Below are 15,226 nucleotides of genomic sequence, written 5' to 3'. Positions count from 1 at the left end.
CCCCGCCACCGGCGGCGACAATTCGATGCGCCACGCCTCCCGCCCTTCGCCCAGCGGCAGATCGACATGGTCGCGCCAACCCGTGTCGACGCGGCTGCGGCGGCGCCAGCTGATGACGACGCCGCCCGCCCCGTCGGGCTCGACCCGTCCATGCACCGGCGCCAGCGGCCGCAGCGCGCCGCTGGCCGCGGGGACGGCCATCTCGGTCAGCACCGTCCCGCCACGCGGCGCCCATTGCAGCCGGGCGGCGCCGCTCTCGGCAGCCAGGGCGAGCGTTTCGGGCAACAGCATCGGCGCGCTATCGTCGATCAGCACAAACGGCGTGCCCGCCAGATGGCCCACCGCGCGCGCTGTCCCGGCCCGGCCGCGCAGCAAATGCGACAGTTGCCACGCCCCCGCCCCCACCGCCTCCGCGGTGCCGAACTGCACCAACTCATCACCGACCATCGCGCGATTGGCGCCGCCCAGCAGCGCCGCATCATCGACCGATTCCAGCGCCAACGCCGGGTTGGCCAGCGTCACCATCAGCGTTGCGGCGCGATCGAACAATGTGTCGCTTCCTGCTGCCAGCGGCGCCGCCAGCTGCCCCAGTGCCGCCGCCGGCCGCACCGTGCCCAGCGCGATGGACTCGGCATCGGCGGCGGGCACAAACCAGCAATCGGCACCGCGCCAGCCATCGTTGCTGCCCGCGGCGGCGATCAGTATCCGCGCCGACGCGGCGCCCGGGCTCCCCAGATTTGGCAGATCGAACACATGCACCGTTCCCACCGCATCGGGCCAGTCGGGCGCCCGCACCGGAACCCCCGGTTCGGCGGGAAGGTCGATGGCGGGCACCGGCTGGTGCCGCTTCAATTCGATCAATATCTCGTTCGCGCGCACCGTCCGCGCCGCCAGACGCCAGGCGCTGCCATCCGCCAGCGTCACGACATGCCCGACCGGCAGTGCCAGCGCCGCCAGATCGGCCTGCCAGATCAACGTCTCGCGCCCGTCTGCCGCCGCCGCGGCCAGCCGCTCCGCCAGCGCCCGCGCCGACGGCGCGGGCAGCACTGCGGGCAGGTCGATCCGCTCCTCGCGCACGCCGCCCCCGGCGACCCGGCTCGCCTGTTGGCCCAATTGATAATCGCGCTCGGGCTCGTAATGGCGCAGCCGGATCGACCCCGGCAACGACGACAGGGGGGCGCGTTGCCGCTCGACCGTGTCGCGCCCGATTTCCATCCGCCGCGCCTCGCGAAACGCGCTCAGCATCAGCGGCTTGCCGGTCAGCGCCGCCGGGGTCAGCCGCCACCGCTCCGAACCGCTCGCAGCCCGCACGCCATCGACGTCGAACAACGGCGCCAGCGCGTCGCGCGCCCGGTCGCCCGACGCGGCATAACCGGTGAACGGCCACGCGCCGAAACATCGCCCGGTCTCGCCCAACAGGCGGTCACCGATCATCCCGGCATCGACCGCCCCCGCATCGGCCTCGACCTCAAAGGTCAGCGAGGGAATCCGGTTGCCAAACGCGCCCAACTCCAGCTCCTCGAACACCGCATAGGCAAGTCCGCGAAAGGCACTCGCCGACGTCATTCCGGTCGCCGACGCAATCAGCGGATCGACCGCCTGATCCTCGCCCCCCGGGTGCCAGCGAAAGGTGCAGCGCTCCTGAAACGTCCCGCTCGCGCCGCGCAGCAGATTGCCGTCGGCCCAGATCCGCCGGATCGCGCGGATCGGCCGCGCCGACAGCGCCACCGCCAGCGACACCGCATAGCTATATTCGGTCGTCGATGGCCGCCCCTTGCCGCCGCCGCGTCGCTCGCGCCGTTCGATCAGGTCCGTTGCCCAGATCACGCTGCCCGCGACGCGCATCGTCCCGAACAGCTGGGGAATCTGCTGGCCATAAGTCGACGCCTGGACCTTCAGATCGGCCAGCCGCGGCCCCTCGCGCCCCTTGGGCTTGAAGATCTCCGCATCAATCTGTTGCCCCAAGGCCGCGCCGATCGCCGCGCCGACCGGCCCCCCGACAATCCCACCGACCGCCGTCAGCACCAACGTTGCCATCATCATCCCCCGTCTTGAAAAATCGCCACCGCACCGCGTCATGCGCCAGCGCGTCAACCGGCGTCTCAACGACGCGCCGCAACCCCGCGTGAGCATGGACAAATGTCGCGGCTCCGATCAGCCCCAGATGAAACTGCCCCGCCGCACAGGCGATCAGCGCGACGTCGCCGACCTGTGCCGCATCCTGGACTGGGGCAAACCCCGCCGCCGCCAGCCCCGCCTCGACCCGCGCCCGCGACCAGCCGCGCAGCGGATAGTTCGTCGGCCCCGGCAACCGCGCGCCCGCCGCCGCATAGGCCGCCCAGACCAGCCCGACGCAATCGAGCCCGGTCGCCGGGTCGCGCCCCTGCGGCCGAAACCGCACCCCGACCATCGCTTGCGCCGCCGCAAAGGCGCGCGCGGCATCGTCAGCCACCGGGATAGCGCGTCAGCAAATCATTGCCCGGCAGATGCGCTTCGCCGCGAAAGTTGATCGCATTGGCAAATCGGTCGCGGCACGTCGCCAGCTGCTTGTCGCACCCTTCGGTCACCCGCACCCGCACGCCCCCCTCCGGCAAAAAGGACGGCGCCTCGGCCAATTGCAGCACCGCCCCCTCGACCGCGATCACCGGACTTTCCAGCCCGCAATTTGCCCCCTCGGTCCACAATAACTCGCCGAATGCCATGCCGGCGACCGCATGATCCAGCGTCACCGCGCGCCCCGCCACCGCCACCACGCGCCGATCATGCCTCAACGGCGCCAGATCGACCCGGCACGCCCGGTCACCCAGCATCGCGCGGCACGATGGCGACGTCGCCGGGCACACCGGCTGGTCGAGCAACCGCGTCACCCCTTGTAATTCCGCCGTGAACGCCGCCCCGCGCCGCTCGATCGCCCCCAGCGATCCGCGCGCGACCGTCACCGGCGCCACCGCGGGCGCGGTCCAGTCGGTCACGAACAGCGCCAGCTCGGCACCGTCCCAGCGTCCGGCATCCAGGTCGCTGGTGGCGATCGCATCGCTCGCGATGGCGCCTTCCAGGTCCATCGTCGCGGCGTCCAAACTGTCGCTCGTCTCCAGCGCCGACGGCTTCATCCCCGGCGCCGCGCGATACAGGATGCCGCCGACCGCCAGATCGCGGTCGTGCGAGGTCAGCCCGATCACCACCCCGTCGCGCCGCGCCAGCCGCCAGCACCACGCCAATGTGACCAGCTCCTCGCGCAGCCAGTCGGGCGCCGCGCTGATCGCTTCGGGTATCACCATGGCGCCCGCACCTCGACCAGCGACACGCTCGCCAACTCGCCCGCCAGAAAGGTCGCGCGGCTCGCCTCCAGGCGATCCTCGGCAAAACGCACCGCGACGTCGAACAGAAACCCGGCGCGCACCGCTACCCCCGCCGCTGGCGCCGCATCGAGCAGCACCTCGCCATCGCCCGTCACCGAAAACGCCGCCGTCTCCAGCCCGTCGACCGACACCCTTACGCTGCCATCGACCGGCAAGCGGATCGCGCGCACCTGCTCGGCATCCCCCGCCCCATAAATCTTCACCAGCGCGAATTGTCGCCGCACCCCGTCGCCGACCCCCAGCATCTGGTCGGCCGCCGTCGGCAGTCCGCCATCCGCCGCCGAACTGGCATCAAGGGGATCGCGAAAGCGGAACGCCCGTGCCGCGCCGCGCCGCGCCCGAAAAAAATCGACCAGCGTCCGCACATCGGCTTCGGATCGTATCCCCGGCCCGGCGTCATAGCGCATCCGCGCTTCCGCCCATTCGCTCGCGCGCTGCTCATGCCCCGACGGCGAGCTGACGATCTGGGTCGAAAATTCGGTCGCGACCATCGCCTCGCGCCCGATCGCCAGTGGGAAATCCACCGCATCAAAAGCCTGCACCGCATCCTCCTCCGCGTCAAAACTGACGAACCCGTCGCGCGCTACCTGCGGCAGCGCCCACACGAACGTCCGCGCCACCCCCGCCCGCCGCGCCGCAGCCGCGGCATCGGCAATCGCCATCCACCCCGCGCGCTGTTCGGGCAGCAGCACAAACCCCGAAAAATAATGCTGATCTTCAACCGGATAGATCAGACGCAGCACCATCGCGGCGCGCGCGCCCGCCGTCTCGGCACCGCGTCCCGCGGTCACCCAGTCATAATCCTCCAGCTGCAGCACATCGAACGCAGGCTTGGCCCACCCCAGCGGCACATTGGCCCGCCGCAATTCGGGCGCCGCGGGATCGAGCACCGTCGGCAGATAGACCAGCAAATGGCTCACCAGCCCCGCCTCCCCCGCCTCATCGCGCGCCGCCGCAACCAGCGCCGCGGTCGACGCCGCGAGCAGCGCGCCCAGCGCGTCGAGCATCGTCAGCTGCGGCGCCGTCAGCACCCCCCGCACATCGACGATCGCGACGCTCGCCGAACCCAACGCCGCGGTCGTCGCGGCATCATAGGCACAGATCCGCCCGCCGCTGGCGACCCACCACCATGGCTCGCCCACCTGAAACTTGGGTGCCAGCCCTGCCGCCACGCCGATCGCGACAAAGTCCCGCGCCACCAGCTGCAAATATCCCATCGCCGCCGCATGGGCGGGGGATAACAGGGTCGACGGCGGCATCCAGCCGGTCAGCGCCGGGCCGCCGTCGGCGCTGCGCTGTTTCCAGCTTGCCGGGCAATAGGCGTCGAACAATTCGTAGGACAGCGACCAGATGAGGCCCAGCCCCGCCGCCGCGCAGGTCGCCGCCAGCGCCGCGTGCCACGCCGCACAGGGCGCATTGATCGCCCCGCCCGCAACGCCAGCCTCGAACCCGCCGCCCGCCGCCGCCAGCCGCATATAATGGCTCATCCCGACATAATGGACGACATCGCCGCGATAGCCCAACTGCACGATCTGCCGCACCACCCGCGCCGGGGCCAGATGATAGCAATCGTCATACCCATTGGTCATGCCCAACGCCGTTTCGGGCAGCACGACATCGCCGATCGCCAGCACCGATCCCGACCCAGTACAGGCCACCGCGCTCATCTCGGCCCAACCCTGCGTCGGTGCCGCCAGCACCCCGTCGCCGCCGTCGTAAGTCGGCGGCACCAGCGAAACGAACATCCGGTCGATGTCGCCCGCCCACACCGGATCGGCCTCGCCGGGCAACAAGAACCCGCCGCTCAGCGCGTCAAAATCCAGACGGACGACCGCATCCTCGCCCGTCCCGACCGCATAATTCCACAGCCGCACATACCAGGCGCGCGGCGCGCCGCCCGCGTCGCGCCCCTCGATCGTCAGCGTCGGCCCATGCAGCGCATCGAGCGGCTTCACCCCGCCCGACCGCCACCGGAATGTCAGCTGCGTGTGCCGGAAATCGCGGTTCGTCGCATAGGCGAGCAAGGGATGGTCCCACCGGTCCTCGGCCTCCCAGATCAGCCCCGCCAGATCCTGCTTCTGGTAAAACACCGCCTCGACCCGCAGCGCCCCCGGCGCCGCGCTCGTCACACTCGCCATCATCGGCCGCGCAAAATCGACCGTCCAATATCGCGGGTCGAACCGCTTCAGCCACCCCTTGCGATGATGCGGCTCGGCAGCCGCGACGAGCGCCCAGCCCATCAATCTTCTCCGCTCGTCACGGCCCGCCGTACCGCCCGCGCCAATTGCCGCCCGGTCTGCGCCAGCCGCTGCGGTTCGATCCCCGCCTCGCCGCGCACGTTCACGGTGATCGCGATGTTGCGCGTCATCCCGCCCGCCGCCTCGATCCGGCCGCTCGCGGTCGGCACGAACAGTTCGGGACCGCGCTCGCCGACGCGATAGGCGCGGCCGGCGCTGACCGGCCCCCCGGTCGCGCGTCCCGGCGCCCCAAACAGCGACAGCGCCAGCGCCAGCAGACCCCCGCCACCGCCGCCTTGGCCCCCCTGGTCGCCACCGCCCAATGCGGCGCCGATGCCGCCCGAAATCGCGGCGCGCGCAATATCGGCCATCACCGACAGCGCCAGCCGCTTCAAATCCTCGAACCCCAGCTTGCCCGACACGATCGCGCGGCTCAGCGCCCGCTCGATCGCCCGCCCCGCCTGTTCGGCCTCGCTGACCAGCGGCCCGCCCAGCTCGGCGCGCAGCACCGCAATATCGCGCCGAAACGCCCCTGTGTCGGCGCGCACCGCCACCACCATATCGTCGATCTCATCCATCGGGAAATTGCTCCATCATCGCCGCCAGTACGGCGCCATCGAACGGCGCCACCGCATCGCCTTCGACCCACCCCGCCAGAACCGCACGCACATCGGCCGGCGTCGCTGCCCAGAAATCCCCGGGCCGCCAACCCGCGACGCGCGCCATAACCCCCAGCAAAGCGGTCGCAGACGGTCCAATGCTCCCCTCCCCTTCAGGGCTGCGGCGAGACTTGCGACCTTGTTCGTTAGTCGCAGCGGGGTGGGCATCAGCGCGCTCCGCCACCCCTCACTGCCCCGACAATATCTGTCCCAGCAGCACGCGCAGCGCCGGGGTCACCGCCGCCAACCCTTGCGCGACAACCGCCTCGCCAATCGCCTCGCGCGTCAACGCCTCGGGCCGATCCTTCACACAATGCCAGAACAGGCCCACCAGCTCGCCCAGCGCCAGCCGCCCGTCCGCGGCGCGCTCGACCAGCGCGAACAGCGGCCCCAATTCCGCCTCCGCCGCGACCAGCGCCGCAAAGCTCGGGCGCAGCACAAAGGCCCGATCACCGACGCACAATTCCGCCTCGCCGCGCAAGCTGTTCGCTGCCGCGCTCACAGGCTCACCACCGCGCCGCTCGATTCCAGGTTCAGCGTGTAATTGCGCTCGCCATTATAATCGCCGGCATAATCCAGCCGGGTGACCAGAAAGCGTCCGCGCATCCGTTCGCCGCTCTCGAAACGCAGCTCATAATCGTCGATCGTCCCCGCCAGCGCGTGGCCGCGCACCCGCACTTCCGCCGCCGATCCGGTAAAGATGCCCGCGGCGCTGACCGACACCGATCGCACCCCGGCGCCCGACAACAGCGCGCGCCACCCGCCCGAATCCTTGGTCGTGACGTTCACCGCCTCGCCATTCACCGACAGCTGGGTGGTACGCAGCCCGGCGACCGTCTGATATGTTGGCGGCGCCGCACCGTCGCCGACCTTGAGCAGAAAAGCGCTCCCATTTTCAATTGCCATCGTTTAATCTCCTCAACAGAAAAACATGCGGAACGGGGAGTCGCAGGATGCTTATTACGACATTGCTTTTGGCCGCCATGGCACCGGCACCGACCGGCGCGGTCGACACGACGCGCGCCGCCTTCACCAAATGCCTGCGCGACGACATGAAAAAGGCGCTCGAGGCCAAGGTCGAAGAGGTCGAATATGAAATGGCGCTCAAGGCGAATTGTGCGGCCGAACGCGACGCCTTTCGCAAGGCGGTGATTGCACTGGGCCGCTCAGGCGGTGATTCGGTGGCGGTCGCGACCGAGGACGCCGACATGCAGGTCGAAGATTACCACGCCAATTTCACCGACAAGTTCAAGGATTACAAAGCGAACAACTCGCTGCCGGGCGATTGATCGCCACCGTCGCCACCGCGAAGTCGGGATCCCTTCACCGGGGCTATCGTTAAGGTCGGATCATTGAGCTTGCCTCGTCATTGCGAGGAGCGAAGCGACGCGGCAATCCAGAGGTGGCGCAAACCGCGCTGGATTGCTTCGCTCGCAATGACGAATATAGGAAACGGCACTCGTCTGGCTCTAAGCCTCCAAACACCGGCACCGCACGATCACCTCGTGCCGCCAGCCACCCTCGCGCATAAAACCGAACCGCGTCCGCACCACCCGCGCGCTCACCACCGACCAGCCGCCCGCCGCCCCGCGCAGCCCCGCGGCCACCGCGTCGATGCGGCCCGCGGCAACGTCATCGATCGCCGCGCCCGCACCGGCCAACGTCAATGTCAACCGCACCTCGCGCCCCGCCCGGTCTTTGGTTCCCCAATCGACGCCGTCCGCGCCGCCAACCGCAACATAGGGGGCGCTGGCCCGCGGCGGCGTGCCATCGAATATCCCATGTACCAGCCCCGCCAGCGCGGCATCGCCCGTCAGCAACGCCAGCGCCCGGGCGCGCACCGCCTGCTCGGCGCCGCTCATTGCCCGCTGCCCAGCGTCATCCGCCGCCACGGTTGCCACAATGCCGCAATGGCCGCGGGCGGCGCGACCGGCGCCGCATCGCGGGCATCGTGCAAATGCTGGACCATCCGCACGATACCCTGGCGGATGGCCTCGGGAATCCCGTTCGGATTTTCTGCGATCCCGGCGCGGTAGCTGACCCGCACCCGCTCGGCATCGCCCGGCTGCTCGATCACCAGCTGCCCGCTGCCGTCGCGGCCGTGACGCAGCCGGTACGCCCCCGCATCCAGCGCCGTCTCATCGCCGGCGGCGGTCAGCAGCACCGCGGCATCGATCACCGCAACCGGCCGCGCGCTCAACCGCACCTGCCCGGCGCGCAGCGACAGCACCTCTTCGACTTCGCGGATGACCAGCCAATGGCCGATAAACGCCTCGCAAATATTGGTCGCCGCGCGGACCAATCCGGCAACCACGGCGTCGTCGATCGTCGAACCCAGCCGCAACCAGCCGCGCGCTTCGTTCAGGCTCACCGGGGCATCGCCCGGCAACAGGCCAGCCGCCATCACCGTTCCTCCACCCGGACGGTCATCGACCGCTCGTCGATTTGCCCATCGCTCAGCGTCACCCGGTTGGTGACCCGATAGACATGCCCGGCAACCCCACCCGCCAACGTCGCCGTCGATTGCATCAGGTCGTGCGCTGCTGCCGCCACCATGACGCCATCGGCCGCGGCTGGCGCGATGGCCCACACGCTCGCCAGCACCGCCTGGCCGCCAGGATAGGCCGCCGCCCAGTCGAACTCGAAATCGATCCGGCTGTCCGGATCCTTCACGATCATCGTCATCGCCATTCCTTTGTTTATGGTTTGCGTATGATCACGCGGCGGCTGGCCTCGCGGATCGGCGGCACCGCGGCCTGCGCCGCGGCAGGCTCGGGCCCGCCCCACTCGCTGGCCAGATCGCGCCGCGCCGCATCGCTGATCGCGCGCGATGCAAGGGCGCTGCCGCCCATCATGCCGCCGCCTCCAGCGCCGCCAGCCGCTGCGCCAGCGCCGCCATGACGAACAGCGCCAGCTGGTCGGACCGAAGTCCAAAGCGGCTGCGTGCTGCGCGCCCATCGGTTCGCCACTCGTCCCAACATAAAAAGGCATAGGGGGTGCGCCCCGGCCGGCCGTCGTCGCCCAGCGGGTCGACCAGCCCTTCGTCGGCCATGATCGTCCAGACCTGCTGGGCGCGGACCCCGAAATGCTGGCGCGCGCCGTCCGGCCCCTTTTCGGCAATCGCGTCATGCCACTGGTAAAACCCCAGCTCGGCGGCGATCCGTATGGCCGCGCGCAGTTCCGCCGGGGCCATCGCGCCGCGCCAGGCCTTGTCGCGGCTATCGGACGTGTTGATCGTCCCCGTCCCGGCAAAAACCGTTGCGATGCGATGCGCGGCTGTGCCCAGCGAATAGGCATTGTCCGCGCCGGGGCGCCCCGCCCCGCCCGCCTCCCACCGCCACAGCTCGGTGCCATCATTGCCGCCGTTGCGGTCGCGATAGATGGCCAGGGCCGACGTCGCCGGCACCTGCCCGATGCACCAGTTGGCGATGCCGTTCTGCGTAAAGCTGATCAACGCGCCGTTGGGCGCGCCGTCGATATTCCCGAAATCGGCCAGGACGCCTCGCCCGGGGTTCGCTTCGCCGATATTAAAGCGGTAATTGGCGGCGGCGCCGCCCACCGTTATCCGCCCGTTCGCGGTCACCCGGATCCGTTCCGTTCCCCCGGTCGCGACCGCGATCGTGTCGCTCGCGGGGCGAAACAGGCCGGTGTCGGGGTCGGCCGAAAACGCCAGGGTCGGCGCCGCCGCGGTCCCATTGGGCACCCCCAACCCACCGGTCAGCGTAAACCGTCCATCGGCATCGCGATACGCCAGCGCCGACAGCGGTACATTGACCCAGCTCCCGGCGCGGCGCACCGTGATCTGGTCATCGGCCAGCCCCGTCGCCGCTGCCGTATGCGTCGTCGACAGCGGCTGCTTGCCGCCGACCGCGTCGGTCAGCGCGGTCACTGCGCCGTCCTGGCCCGCGAACCACGCGGCGCCAACGGTCAACGCGATCGTCTTGAGCCCGGTCGCAAAATCGACCGGCGCGCCATTGTTCGACGAACTGGCGACCAGGTCGCGCACCAGTCGCCCGCTGCCGTCGATCCGTCCCCGCCCGACCTCCCACTGCCCGGGCTGGGCAATGCCGGCGATGGCATAGTGAAATTGCACGTCCGCCGGGACCACATCGGCAAAGCGGCGATGGCCCGGCACCGCGCCGGTCGGCGTCAACGGGCCGGTGCCGCCTTCCTGGCACAGCTCGCGCACCAGATCGGCGAAAAAGGGGGTCGGCATGGCAAGCCCATCCTTTCGTTGATGATATCCGAAAAAAATGGCGCCCGGCCCGCCACCCGAAAGGGGTCAAGGGAGCATGGGCCGGGCGCCGATCGCACCAGCGAAAATCAGCTGGCGGCGAATTTCATCAGCTTGATCGCCTGGCTATCGACGATCGCGCCGCCGACCCGCTTCGTGGCGTAAAAATGCACGAACGGCTTGTTGCTGAACGGGTCGCGCAGGATGCGCGTCTCGCCGCGGTCGGCGACCAGATAGCCGGCGCGGAAATTGCCGAACGCGATCGACAGGCTGTTCGCCGCGATGTCAGGCATGTCCTCGGCCTCGACCACCGGATAGCCCAACAGCGTCGCGGCCTGCCCCTCGACCATGCCCGGCTGCCAGATGAACGCCCCGTCGCTGGTCTTGAACTTGCGGATGCGCGCCAGCGTATCGCTGTTCATCACCCACGCCGCGCCCTGGCGATAGGGCGCGCGCAGCGCATGGACCAGCTCGACCAGCTTGTCCTGCGGGTTCGATGCCGGAAAGGCCCCCGCGGTCCCCGTCGCCAGATGCTGCACCGTCCCGAACGCCCGCACGCTGTCGATCTCGTTGGTGGTGGCATAGGTCAGGAAACCCTTCGGCCGGTTCGTACCGTTGCCGTTCACGAACGCCCCGCCCTCGGCGACCGCAAACTCGCGCGCGATCTGATCGGCCAGCCAGTCCTCGACGTTGAACATCGCATCGTCCAGCATCGCCTGGCTCGCCGCCGGATTGGCGTAGAGCTCGCCCGACGGCGGCACGATTTCGGCAAAGCTGCGCGTCGCCGTCTCGGGCCGCGTCGCCGTCTCGCCGACCCAGCCCGCGCCCATCGCCCCGGTCGCGATCAGCTTGCGATACCCGCTCGTCCCCGTCTGCACGACCGTCGCGATCGACCGGATCGGCGACAGCGATTTCAGCGTCGCCGCGATCGCCCCGTCGATCTCGCGCGGCACCGCGAAGCCGCCGTCGCCGCCCGCCGCCACCGACAGGCTCTTCATCTCCACCCCGGCATCGATCCCGCGTCGCAGATACCGCTCGACAAAAGCATCGCGCGCCGGATCAGCCGCCTTCGCCCCGTCCAGCGGCAACCGCGACGCCGCCACCGCCTGCGCATCGACCTGCGCCTTCAAAGCTGACACCGACGCCTTCAGATCATCGACCGCCTCCGCCGCCAACACCGCGTCGAACGCGCCGTCCAGCGCATCGGCCTTTACTTCGATATCCAATTCCATGCCCGTCACTCCTTCTGAAAATCCGCCGCGGCACCGGTCGGCACCGCGCGCACATCAAGCGCGATCACCCGCGCCAGCGGCTGCATCGGCGCCGCCACCAAACTCACCTCGGCCAGGTCGAGCCCCAGCAATTCGCGCGGATCGCTCCCGCGCGCCACGGTCACCCGATAGCCAAAGGACAATCCGCTCAGCGCCCCGCGCGCGACCAGCGCCGCCGCGGTCGGATGCGTCACCCGCGCCACCACCCGCAGCCCACGCTGATCCTCCGCCAATGTCTCGATCGTCCCGATCACCGCGCCCGGCCGGTGCTGCCACAGCAACGGCACCGCGCGCCGCTCCCGCAAACTCGCGGCAAACGCCCCCGCCCGCACCACATCGCCGCCGCGGTCCACCCGGTCGAACACCGATGCATAACCAGCGAAGCGAATGTCCCCCTCCCGCTTGCGAGAGGGATTAGGGGAGGGCACGTCAGCAACGCCCGCCGCCCTCACCGCAGCAACCCCGGCAGCCCCAGCTTCACCGCCAGCCCGACCACCAGCGCCGCCAGCACCCCGCGCACCGCCCAGTCGACCGCCGCCTTCCACGCGCTCGTCTTGGCATCGCGCCACGCGCCCAGCAGCTGGCGCAGATCGACCATGTCGTCGCGCGCCGCCGCGTCGGCCAGGCCAAGCCGTGCCAAAGCCCGCCGCGCCCCCAACTCGCTCGCCTCCTCAACCACCGCACGCAGCAACGCCGGGTCGGGCGCAGCGGACACACTTGTCCCCGCCAGCGCGATCAACCGCGCCAGCGCTTCGTCTTCGTCCATGTCGATATCTCCCATTCGTCATCCCGGACTCGTCACCCCGGACGTGATCCGGGGTGACGAGTCCGGGGTGACGATGCGGGCTACCCCACCCCCAACAACGCCTTCTTCTCGTCCGCGCTCAGCCAATCCGCCGCCGACACCTCGTGCCACAACGCCATCCGGTCCTCGGCCAATGCCGGCACCCGGTCCAGATCGACGCGCAGCTCGGCCCCCGCGAACCACCCCGCCAGCCCCTGCGCGATACCGCCCAAAATCTTCCCCACCAGCGGCAGCACCGTCAGCCGCCACAGCGCCCGGTTCGCCTCGCGGTAATTGGCATAGGTCGCATCGCCGGGCAGCCCGAGCAGCATCGGTGGCACCCCAAACGCCATCGCAATCTCGCGCGCGCTCGATTCCTTGAGCGCCAGGAAATCCATCTCGGAAGGGCTCAGGCTCAGCGCCTGCCACCTGAGGCCGCCCTCCAGCAACAACGGCCGCCCCGCATTCGCCCCGCCCGAAAACCCCTCGGCCAGCTCCTCGCGCAGCCGCTCGACCTGCTCGGCCGACAATGGCATCCCCTTGTCGCCCGGGTCATGGACCAACGCCCCCGACGGCCGCGCCGCATTGCCCAGCAGCGCCGCGTTCCACGCCGCCGCCGCATTATGCGCCGCGATCGCGCCAGACGCGGCGCCCAGGCACCCCGCGCCATAATGATCGTCCAGCGGATGCAGCGCCTTCACATGCACCACCGCCGTCCGCCCCGCGCCATCCTCGGCGGGCAGCACGACCCCCGCGCCGCCCGCCTTGTAACGATACGCCACCGGCCACCCACGCGCGTCGGCCTCGACGCTCACCCGCTCGGGGCGCAGCGCAAACAGCTCGGCCGGCGCCCCCGCCCCGTCGCCCAAAATCTGCACATAACCATTGCCATGCAGCAGCAATTGCGACGCCAACGTCTCGACCAGCCCCTGCCCGCCCGACGCCTGCGCCACCAGCGCCGCCAGCGCCGGATCGCTCGCCACCACCGGCGCGCTGCCCGCCGCCTCGGCGACCAGCTTGACGCTGCGCTGGACAATCGCATTGCCCAGATACCCCTCGCGCAGCTGCGCTTCATAAGACAAAGGCGTCGGCGACGACCCCATCATCCCATACGCCCCATACACACGCGACAAAGCAGGCCGCGCAGCACCCTGCGCAGCCTTCCGGCCAAACCAGTTCATGATGTTCTCCAAAAGAAAACGGCCAGCAGATGCTGGCCGCAGATGTATAAGTGAAGGGGCCGAATCAGTCGGCGGACGTGACAGTGTCGCCTGATGCTGGTTCAACGAAACTTACCACAATCGCTCCGAGCCGGATTTCGTCATCGCCAATAAAGGCGCGGACCTTAATTGCGCAATCCTGGGTGATTACGAGATTCTGCATCCTAGCGGGCACAAACAGCTCGATAAAAGACACGGAATTCTCATCTCCAAACGGAGAGGGGTTTGAGGGAGTAGGCGGAAATTCCGCTGAGGCCTCGAACAACAGCTCGTCGCCATCCGACCGAAAGATACGCACTGTTACGGCAGTCGGCGCAGTCGGCGGATCTATCCGCAAACTTATCGCTGCACAAAGTTGCGGCAGCGTTACGGGTCCCACTGCAGAAATAACCAAAAAATTCCCGTAAACGCCAACAAAGGTCCGCTTTCCGCCAATCTCCTCGCGAATGTCGTCGCAAAAGACTACATGACCCGTAGGCATGCGGGGATTGATGATCATGCCGTGGCCATCTCAAACTTCGAAACCGGCGCGTTAATTGACGTAGGCTTCAGCATCTGAGCCTCAAAACCCTCGAAACCCGTTGAAAGAGCGCCTGGCTTAGCCAGCGGAGCATTAATTCCAGATTCCGACCCAGGTTTTACAAGCTGAAAGTCGATTTCTCGTCCCATCGCCCATGCCAGTTCAGCAATTCGACCCAGAGTTATATCCTGTCGGCCGTTCAACTCGCGGCTGACGACCGATCGATGCACGCCGATCGCTTCCGCAACCGCCGACTGATTGATGCCAGAAATCGCCTGTTCTTCGACCAACGCCCGCTGCAATGCTCGCCGAACCTTCGAAATAAAGCGCCCAGCCGCCCGCTTGCTAGGGCTGATAGCAATCTGAAACGACGTCATCGGGATCATCTCCAGGAACAAATTTCGGCTCGTCCAAATCGAGCCTCTCTCTAAATCTCACCGCCTGATCGCGGTAACCGGAATACAGGTTAAACTGCTTTACTCGCGATGTGGTGTCACAATCACAGATAATGAAGCAGTCCTGTTGCACAAACCATCCAAACAAGCGCAAATCTGCGGTTTTGAGCTCCCAGACGCCATTCCCGACGGGGCGCAGCGCCTTAAAGCGCTGTCCTATCGCCAGTGGCTCGCCGACACAAAACTCATAGACCAGCGCATCGAGTTGCTGGACGGGATCCTCTTCGATATTCCAGCTCGATCCAGCCTCCAAAAGCTCTTTGGCCATCCAGTCGCGAGCACGAGGCAGAAGGAAAATCCGCCTTACCTCCATCTCTCTTGGACCCAAGCCGGGATCGAGTCTGTATAACGCGCCCGACCGCACCAATTCTATGATTGTTGCCATTTAAGTCAACAAAGATTGCTGGACGCTTAACATCAGACATTTGTATTTCTTTTGTTCTCGGAGTCAATCACACCCGCCGAACCCCCACAACCCGCCCCATCC

21 protein-coding genes are annotated in these 15,226 nt (G+C 68.3%); 1 reads left to right on the top strand and 20 read right to left on the bottom strand.

From position 1 onward, the window contains the following. The 8 genes from FFS68_RS17200 to FFS68_RS17165 all read right to left on the bottom strand — a co-directional run. Positions 1-2,040 (bottom strand): phage tail protein (locus FFS68_RS17200; protein WP_249340223.1); only part of this gene is annotated, 2,040 nt, incomplete at its 3' end. Next, complete coding sequence (locus FFS68_RS17195; RefSeq protein WP_249340222.1) at positions 1,949-2,452, bottom strand: NlpC/P60 family protein; 504 nt, start codon at positions 2,450-2,452, stop codon at positions 1,949-1,951. The genes FFS68_RS17200 and FFS68_RS17195, both read right to left, overlap by 92 nt. Continuing rightward, positions 2,445-3,278, bottom strand: coding sequence for a DUF2163 domain-containing protein (locus tag FFS68_RS17190; protein ID WP_137754422.1), 834 nt, complete (start codon positions 3,276-3,278; stop codon positions 2,445-2,447). The genes FFS68_RS17195 and FFS68_RS17190 overlap by 8 nt, the downstream gene beginning before the upstream one ends. Beyond that, positions 3,272-5,599, bottom strand: a complete 2,328-nt coding sequence (locus FFS68_RS17185; RefSeq protein WP_137754421.1) for a DUF2460 domain-containing protein — start codon at positions 5,597-5,599, stop codon at positions 3,272-3,274. Before FFS68_RS17185 ends, FFS68_RS17190 begins: the two co-directional genes overlap by 7 nt. After that, the gene (locus FFS68_RS17180) at positions 5,599-6,174 is read right to left on the bottom strand and encodes a tail tape measure protein (protein ID WP_137754420.1); all 576 of its coding nucleotides are present in this window, start codon (positions 6,172-6,174) and stop codon (positions 5,599-5,601) included. The genes FFS68_RS17185 and FFS68_RS17180 overlap by 1 nt, the downstream gene beginning before the upstream one ends. Beyond that, positions 6,167-6,322, bottom strand: a complete 156-nt coding sequence (locus tag FFS68_RS17175; RefSeq protein WP_137754424.1) for a phage tail assembly chaperone — start codon at positions 6,320-6,322, stop codon at positions 6,167-6,169. The genes FFS68_RS17180 and FFS68_RS17175 overlap by 8 nt, the downstream gene beginning before the upstream one ends. 120 nt (positions 6,323-6,442) lie before the next feature. After that, positions 6,443-6,757, bottom strand: a complete 315-nt coding sequence (locus FFS68_RS17170) for a gene transfer agent family protein (RefSeq protein ID WP_137754419.1) — start codon at positions 6,755-6,757, stop codon at positions 6,443-6,445. Beyond that, positions 6,754-7,161, bottom strand: coding sequence for a phage major tail protein, TP901-1 family (locus tag FFS68_RS17165; RefSeq protein ID WP_137754418.1), 408 nt, complete (start codon positions 7,159-7,161; stop codon positions 6,754-6,756). Before FFS68_RS17165 ends, FFS68_RS17170 begins: the two co-directional genes overlap by 4 nt. A 47-nt stretch (positions 7,162-7,208) precedes the next feature. Here FFS68_RS17165 and FFS68_RS17160 point away from each other — a divergent pair, with 47 nt between their 5' ends. Continuing rightward, positions 7,209-7,544, top strand: coding sequence for a hypothetical protein (locus FFS68_RS17160; RefSeq protein ID WP_137754417.1), 336 nt, complete (start codon positions 7,209-7,211; stop codon positions 7,542-7,544). A 180-nt stretch (positions 7,545-7,724) separates the two neighbouring features. Here FFS68_RS17160 and FFS68_RS17155 read toward each other — a convergent pair whose 3' ends face one another. The 12 genes from FFS68_RS17155 to FFS68_RS17105 form a co-directional block, all read right to left on the bottom strand. Further along, a complete protein-coding gene (locus FFS68_RS17155) occupies positions 7,725-8,117 on the bottom strand; it encodes a DUF3168 domain-containing protein (protein WP_137754416.1) in 393 nt (130 codons plus the stop codon). After that, entirely contained in the window at positions 8,114-8,659 is a 546-nt protein-coding gene (locus tag FFS68_RS17150; protein ID WP_137754415.1) for a hypothetical protein, read from the bottom strand. The genes FFS68_RS17155 and FFS68_RS17150 overlap by 4 nt, the downstream gene beginning before the upstream one ends. Continuing rightward, the gene (locus FFS68_RS17145) at positions 8,659-8,940 is read right to left on the bottom strand and encodes a hypothetical protein (protein WP_171003943.1); all 282 of its coding nucleotides are present in this window, start codon (positions 8,938-8,940) and stop codon (positions 8,659-8,661) included. Before FFS68_RS17145 ends, FFS68_RS17150 begins: the two co-directional genes overlap by 1 nt. 14 nt (positions 8,941-8,954) lie before the next feature. Continuing rightward, positions 8,955-9,110: a hypothetical protein gene (locus FFS68_RS18020; RefSeq protein ID WP_171003942.1), complete on the bottom strand. Its 156-nt coding sequence runs from the start codon at positions 9,108-9,110 to the stop codon at positions 8,955-8,957. Then, positions 9,107-10,471: a tail fiber domain-containing protein gene (locus tag FFS68_RS17140; protein WP_137754414.1), complete on the bottom strand. Its 1,365-nt coding sequence runs from the start codon at positions 10,469-10,471 to the stop codon at positions 9,107-9,109. Before FFS68_RS17140 ends, FFS68_RS18020 begins: the two co-directional genes overlap by 4 nt. A gap of 107 nt (positions 10,472-10,578) precedes the next feature. Continuing rightward, the gene (locus FFS68_RS17135; RefSeq protein WP_137754413.1) at positions 10,579-11,721 is read right to left on the bottom strand and encodes a phage major capsid protein; all 1,143 of its coding nucleotides are present in this window, start codon (positions 11,719-11,721) and stop codon (positions 10,579-10,581) included. A gap of 5 nt (positions 11,722-11,726) precedes the next feature. Next, positions 11,727-12,149 carry an HK97 family phage prohead protease gene (locus tag FFS68_RS17130; RefSeq protein ID WP_283214613.1) on the bottom strand — a complete coding sequence of 141 codons (423 nt, stop codon included), beginning with the start codon at positions 12,147-12,149 and terminating at the stop codon, positions 11,727-11,729. 59 nt (positions 12,150-12,208) lie between these two features. Then, positions 12,209-12,526: a DUF6127 family protein gene (locus FFS68_RS17125; RefSeq protein WP_137754411.1), complete on the bottom strand. Its 318-nt coding sequence runs from the start codon at positions 12,524-12,526 to the stop codon at positions 12,209-12,211. A gap of 80 nt (positions 12,527-12,606) precedes the next feature. After that, positions 12,607-13,725: a phage portal protein gene (locus FFS68_RS17120; protein WP_137754410.1), complete on the bottom strand. Its 1,119-nt coding sequence runs from the start codon at positions 13,723-13,725 to the stop codon at positions 12,607-12,609. A 64-nt stretch (positions 13,726-13,789) separates the two neighbouring features. Then, positions 13,790-14,263 carry a hypothetical protein gene (locus tag FFS68_RS17115; RefSeq protein WP_137754409.1) on the bottom strand — a complete coding sequence of 158 codons (474 nt, stop codon included), beginning with the start codon at positions 14,261-14,263 and terminating at the stop codon, positions 13,790-13,792. Further along, a complete protein-coding gene (locus tag FFS68_RS17110) occupies positions 14,260-14,661 on the bottom strand; it encodes a helix-turn-helix transcriptional regulator (protein ID WP_171003941.1) in 402 nt (133 codons plus the stop codon). The genes FFS68_RS17115 and FFS68_RS17110 overlap by 4 nt, the downstream gene beginning before the upstream one ends. After that, a complete protein-coding gene (locus tag FFS68_RS17105; RefSeq protein ID WP_137754407.1) occupies positions 14,630-15,007 on the bottom strand; it encodes a hypothetical protein in 378 nt (125 codons plus the stop codon). Before FFS68_RS17105 ends, FFS68_RS17110 begins: the two co-directional genes overlap by 32 nt. Positions 15,008-15,226: the final 219 nt, after the last annotated feature.

The organism is Sphingopyxis sp. L1A2A (assembly GCF_005502465.1).
In the GTDB taxonomy this organism is placed as follows: Bacteria; Pseudomonadota; Alphaproteobacteria; order Sphingomonadales; family Sphingomonadaceae; genus Sphingopyxis.
Note: the sequence above shows the minus strand (reverse complement) of the source record. Positions and strands in the feature narration are given on the sequence as shown.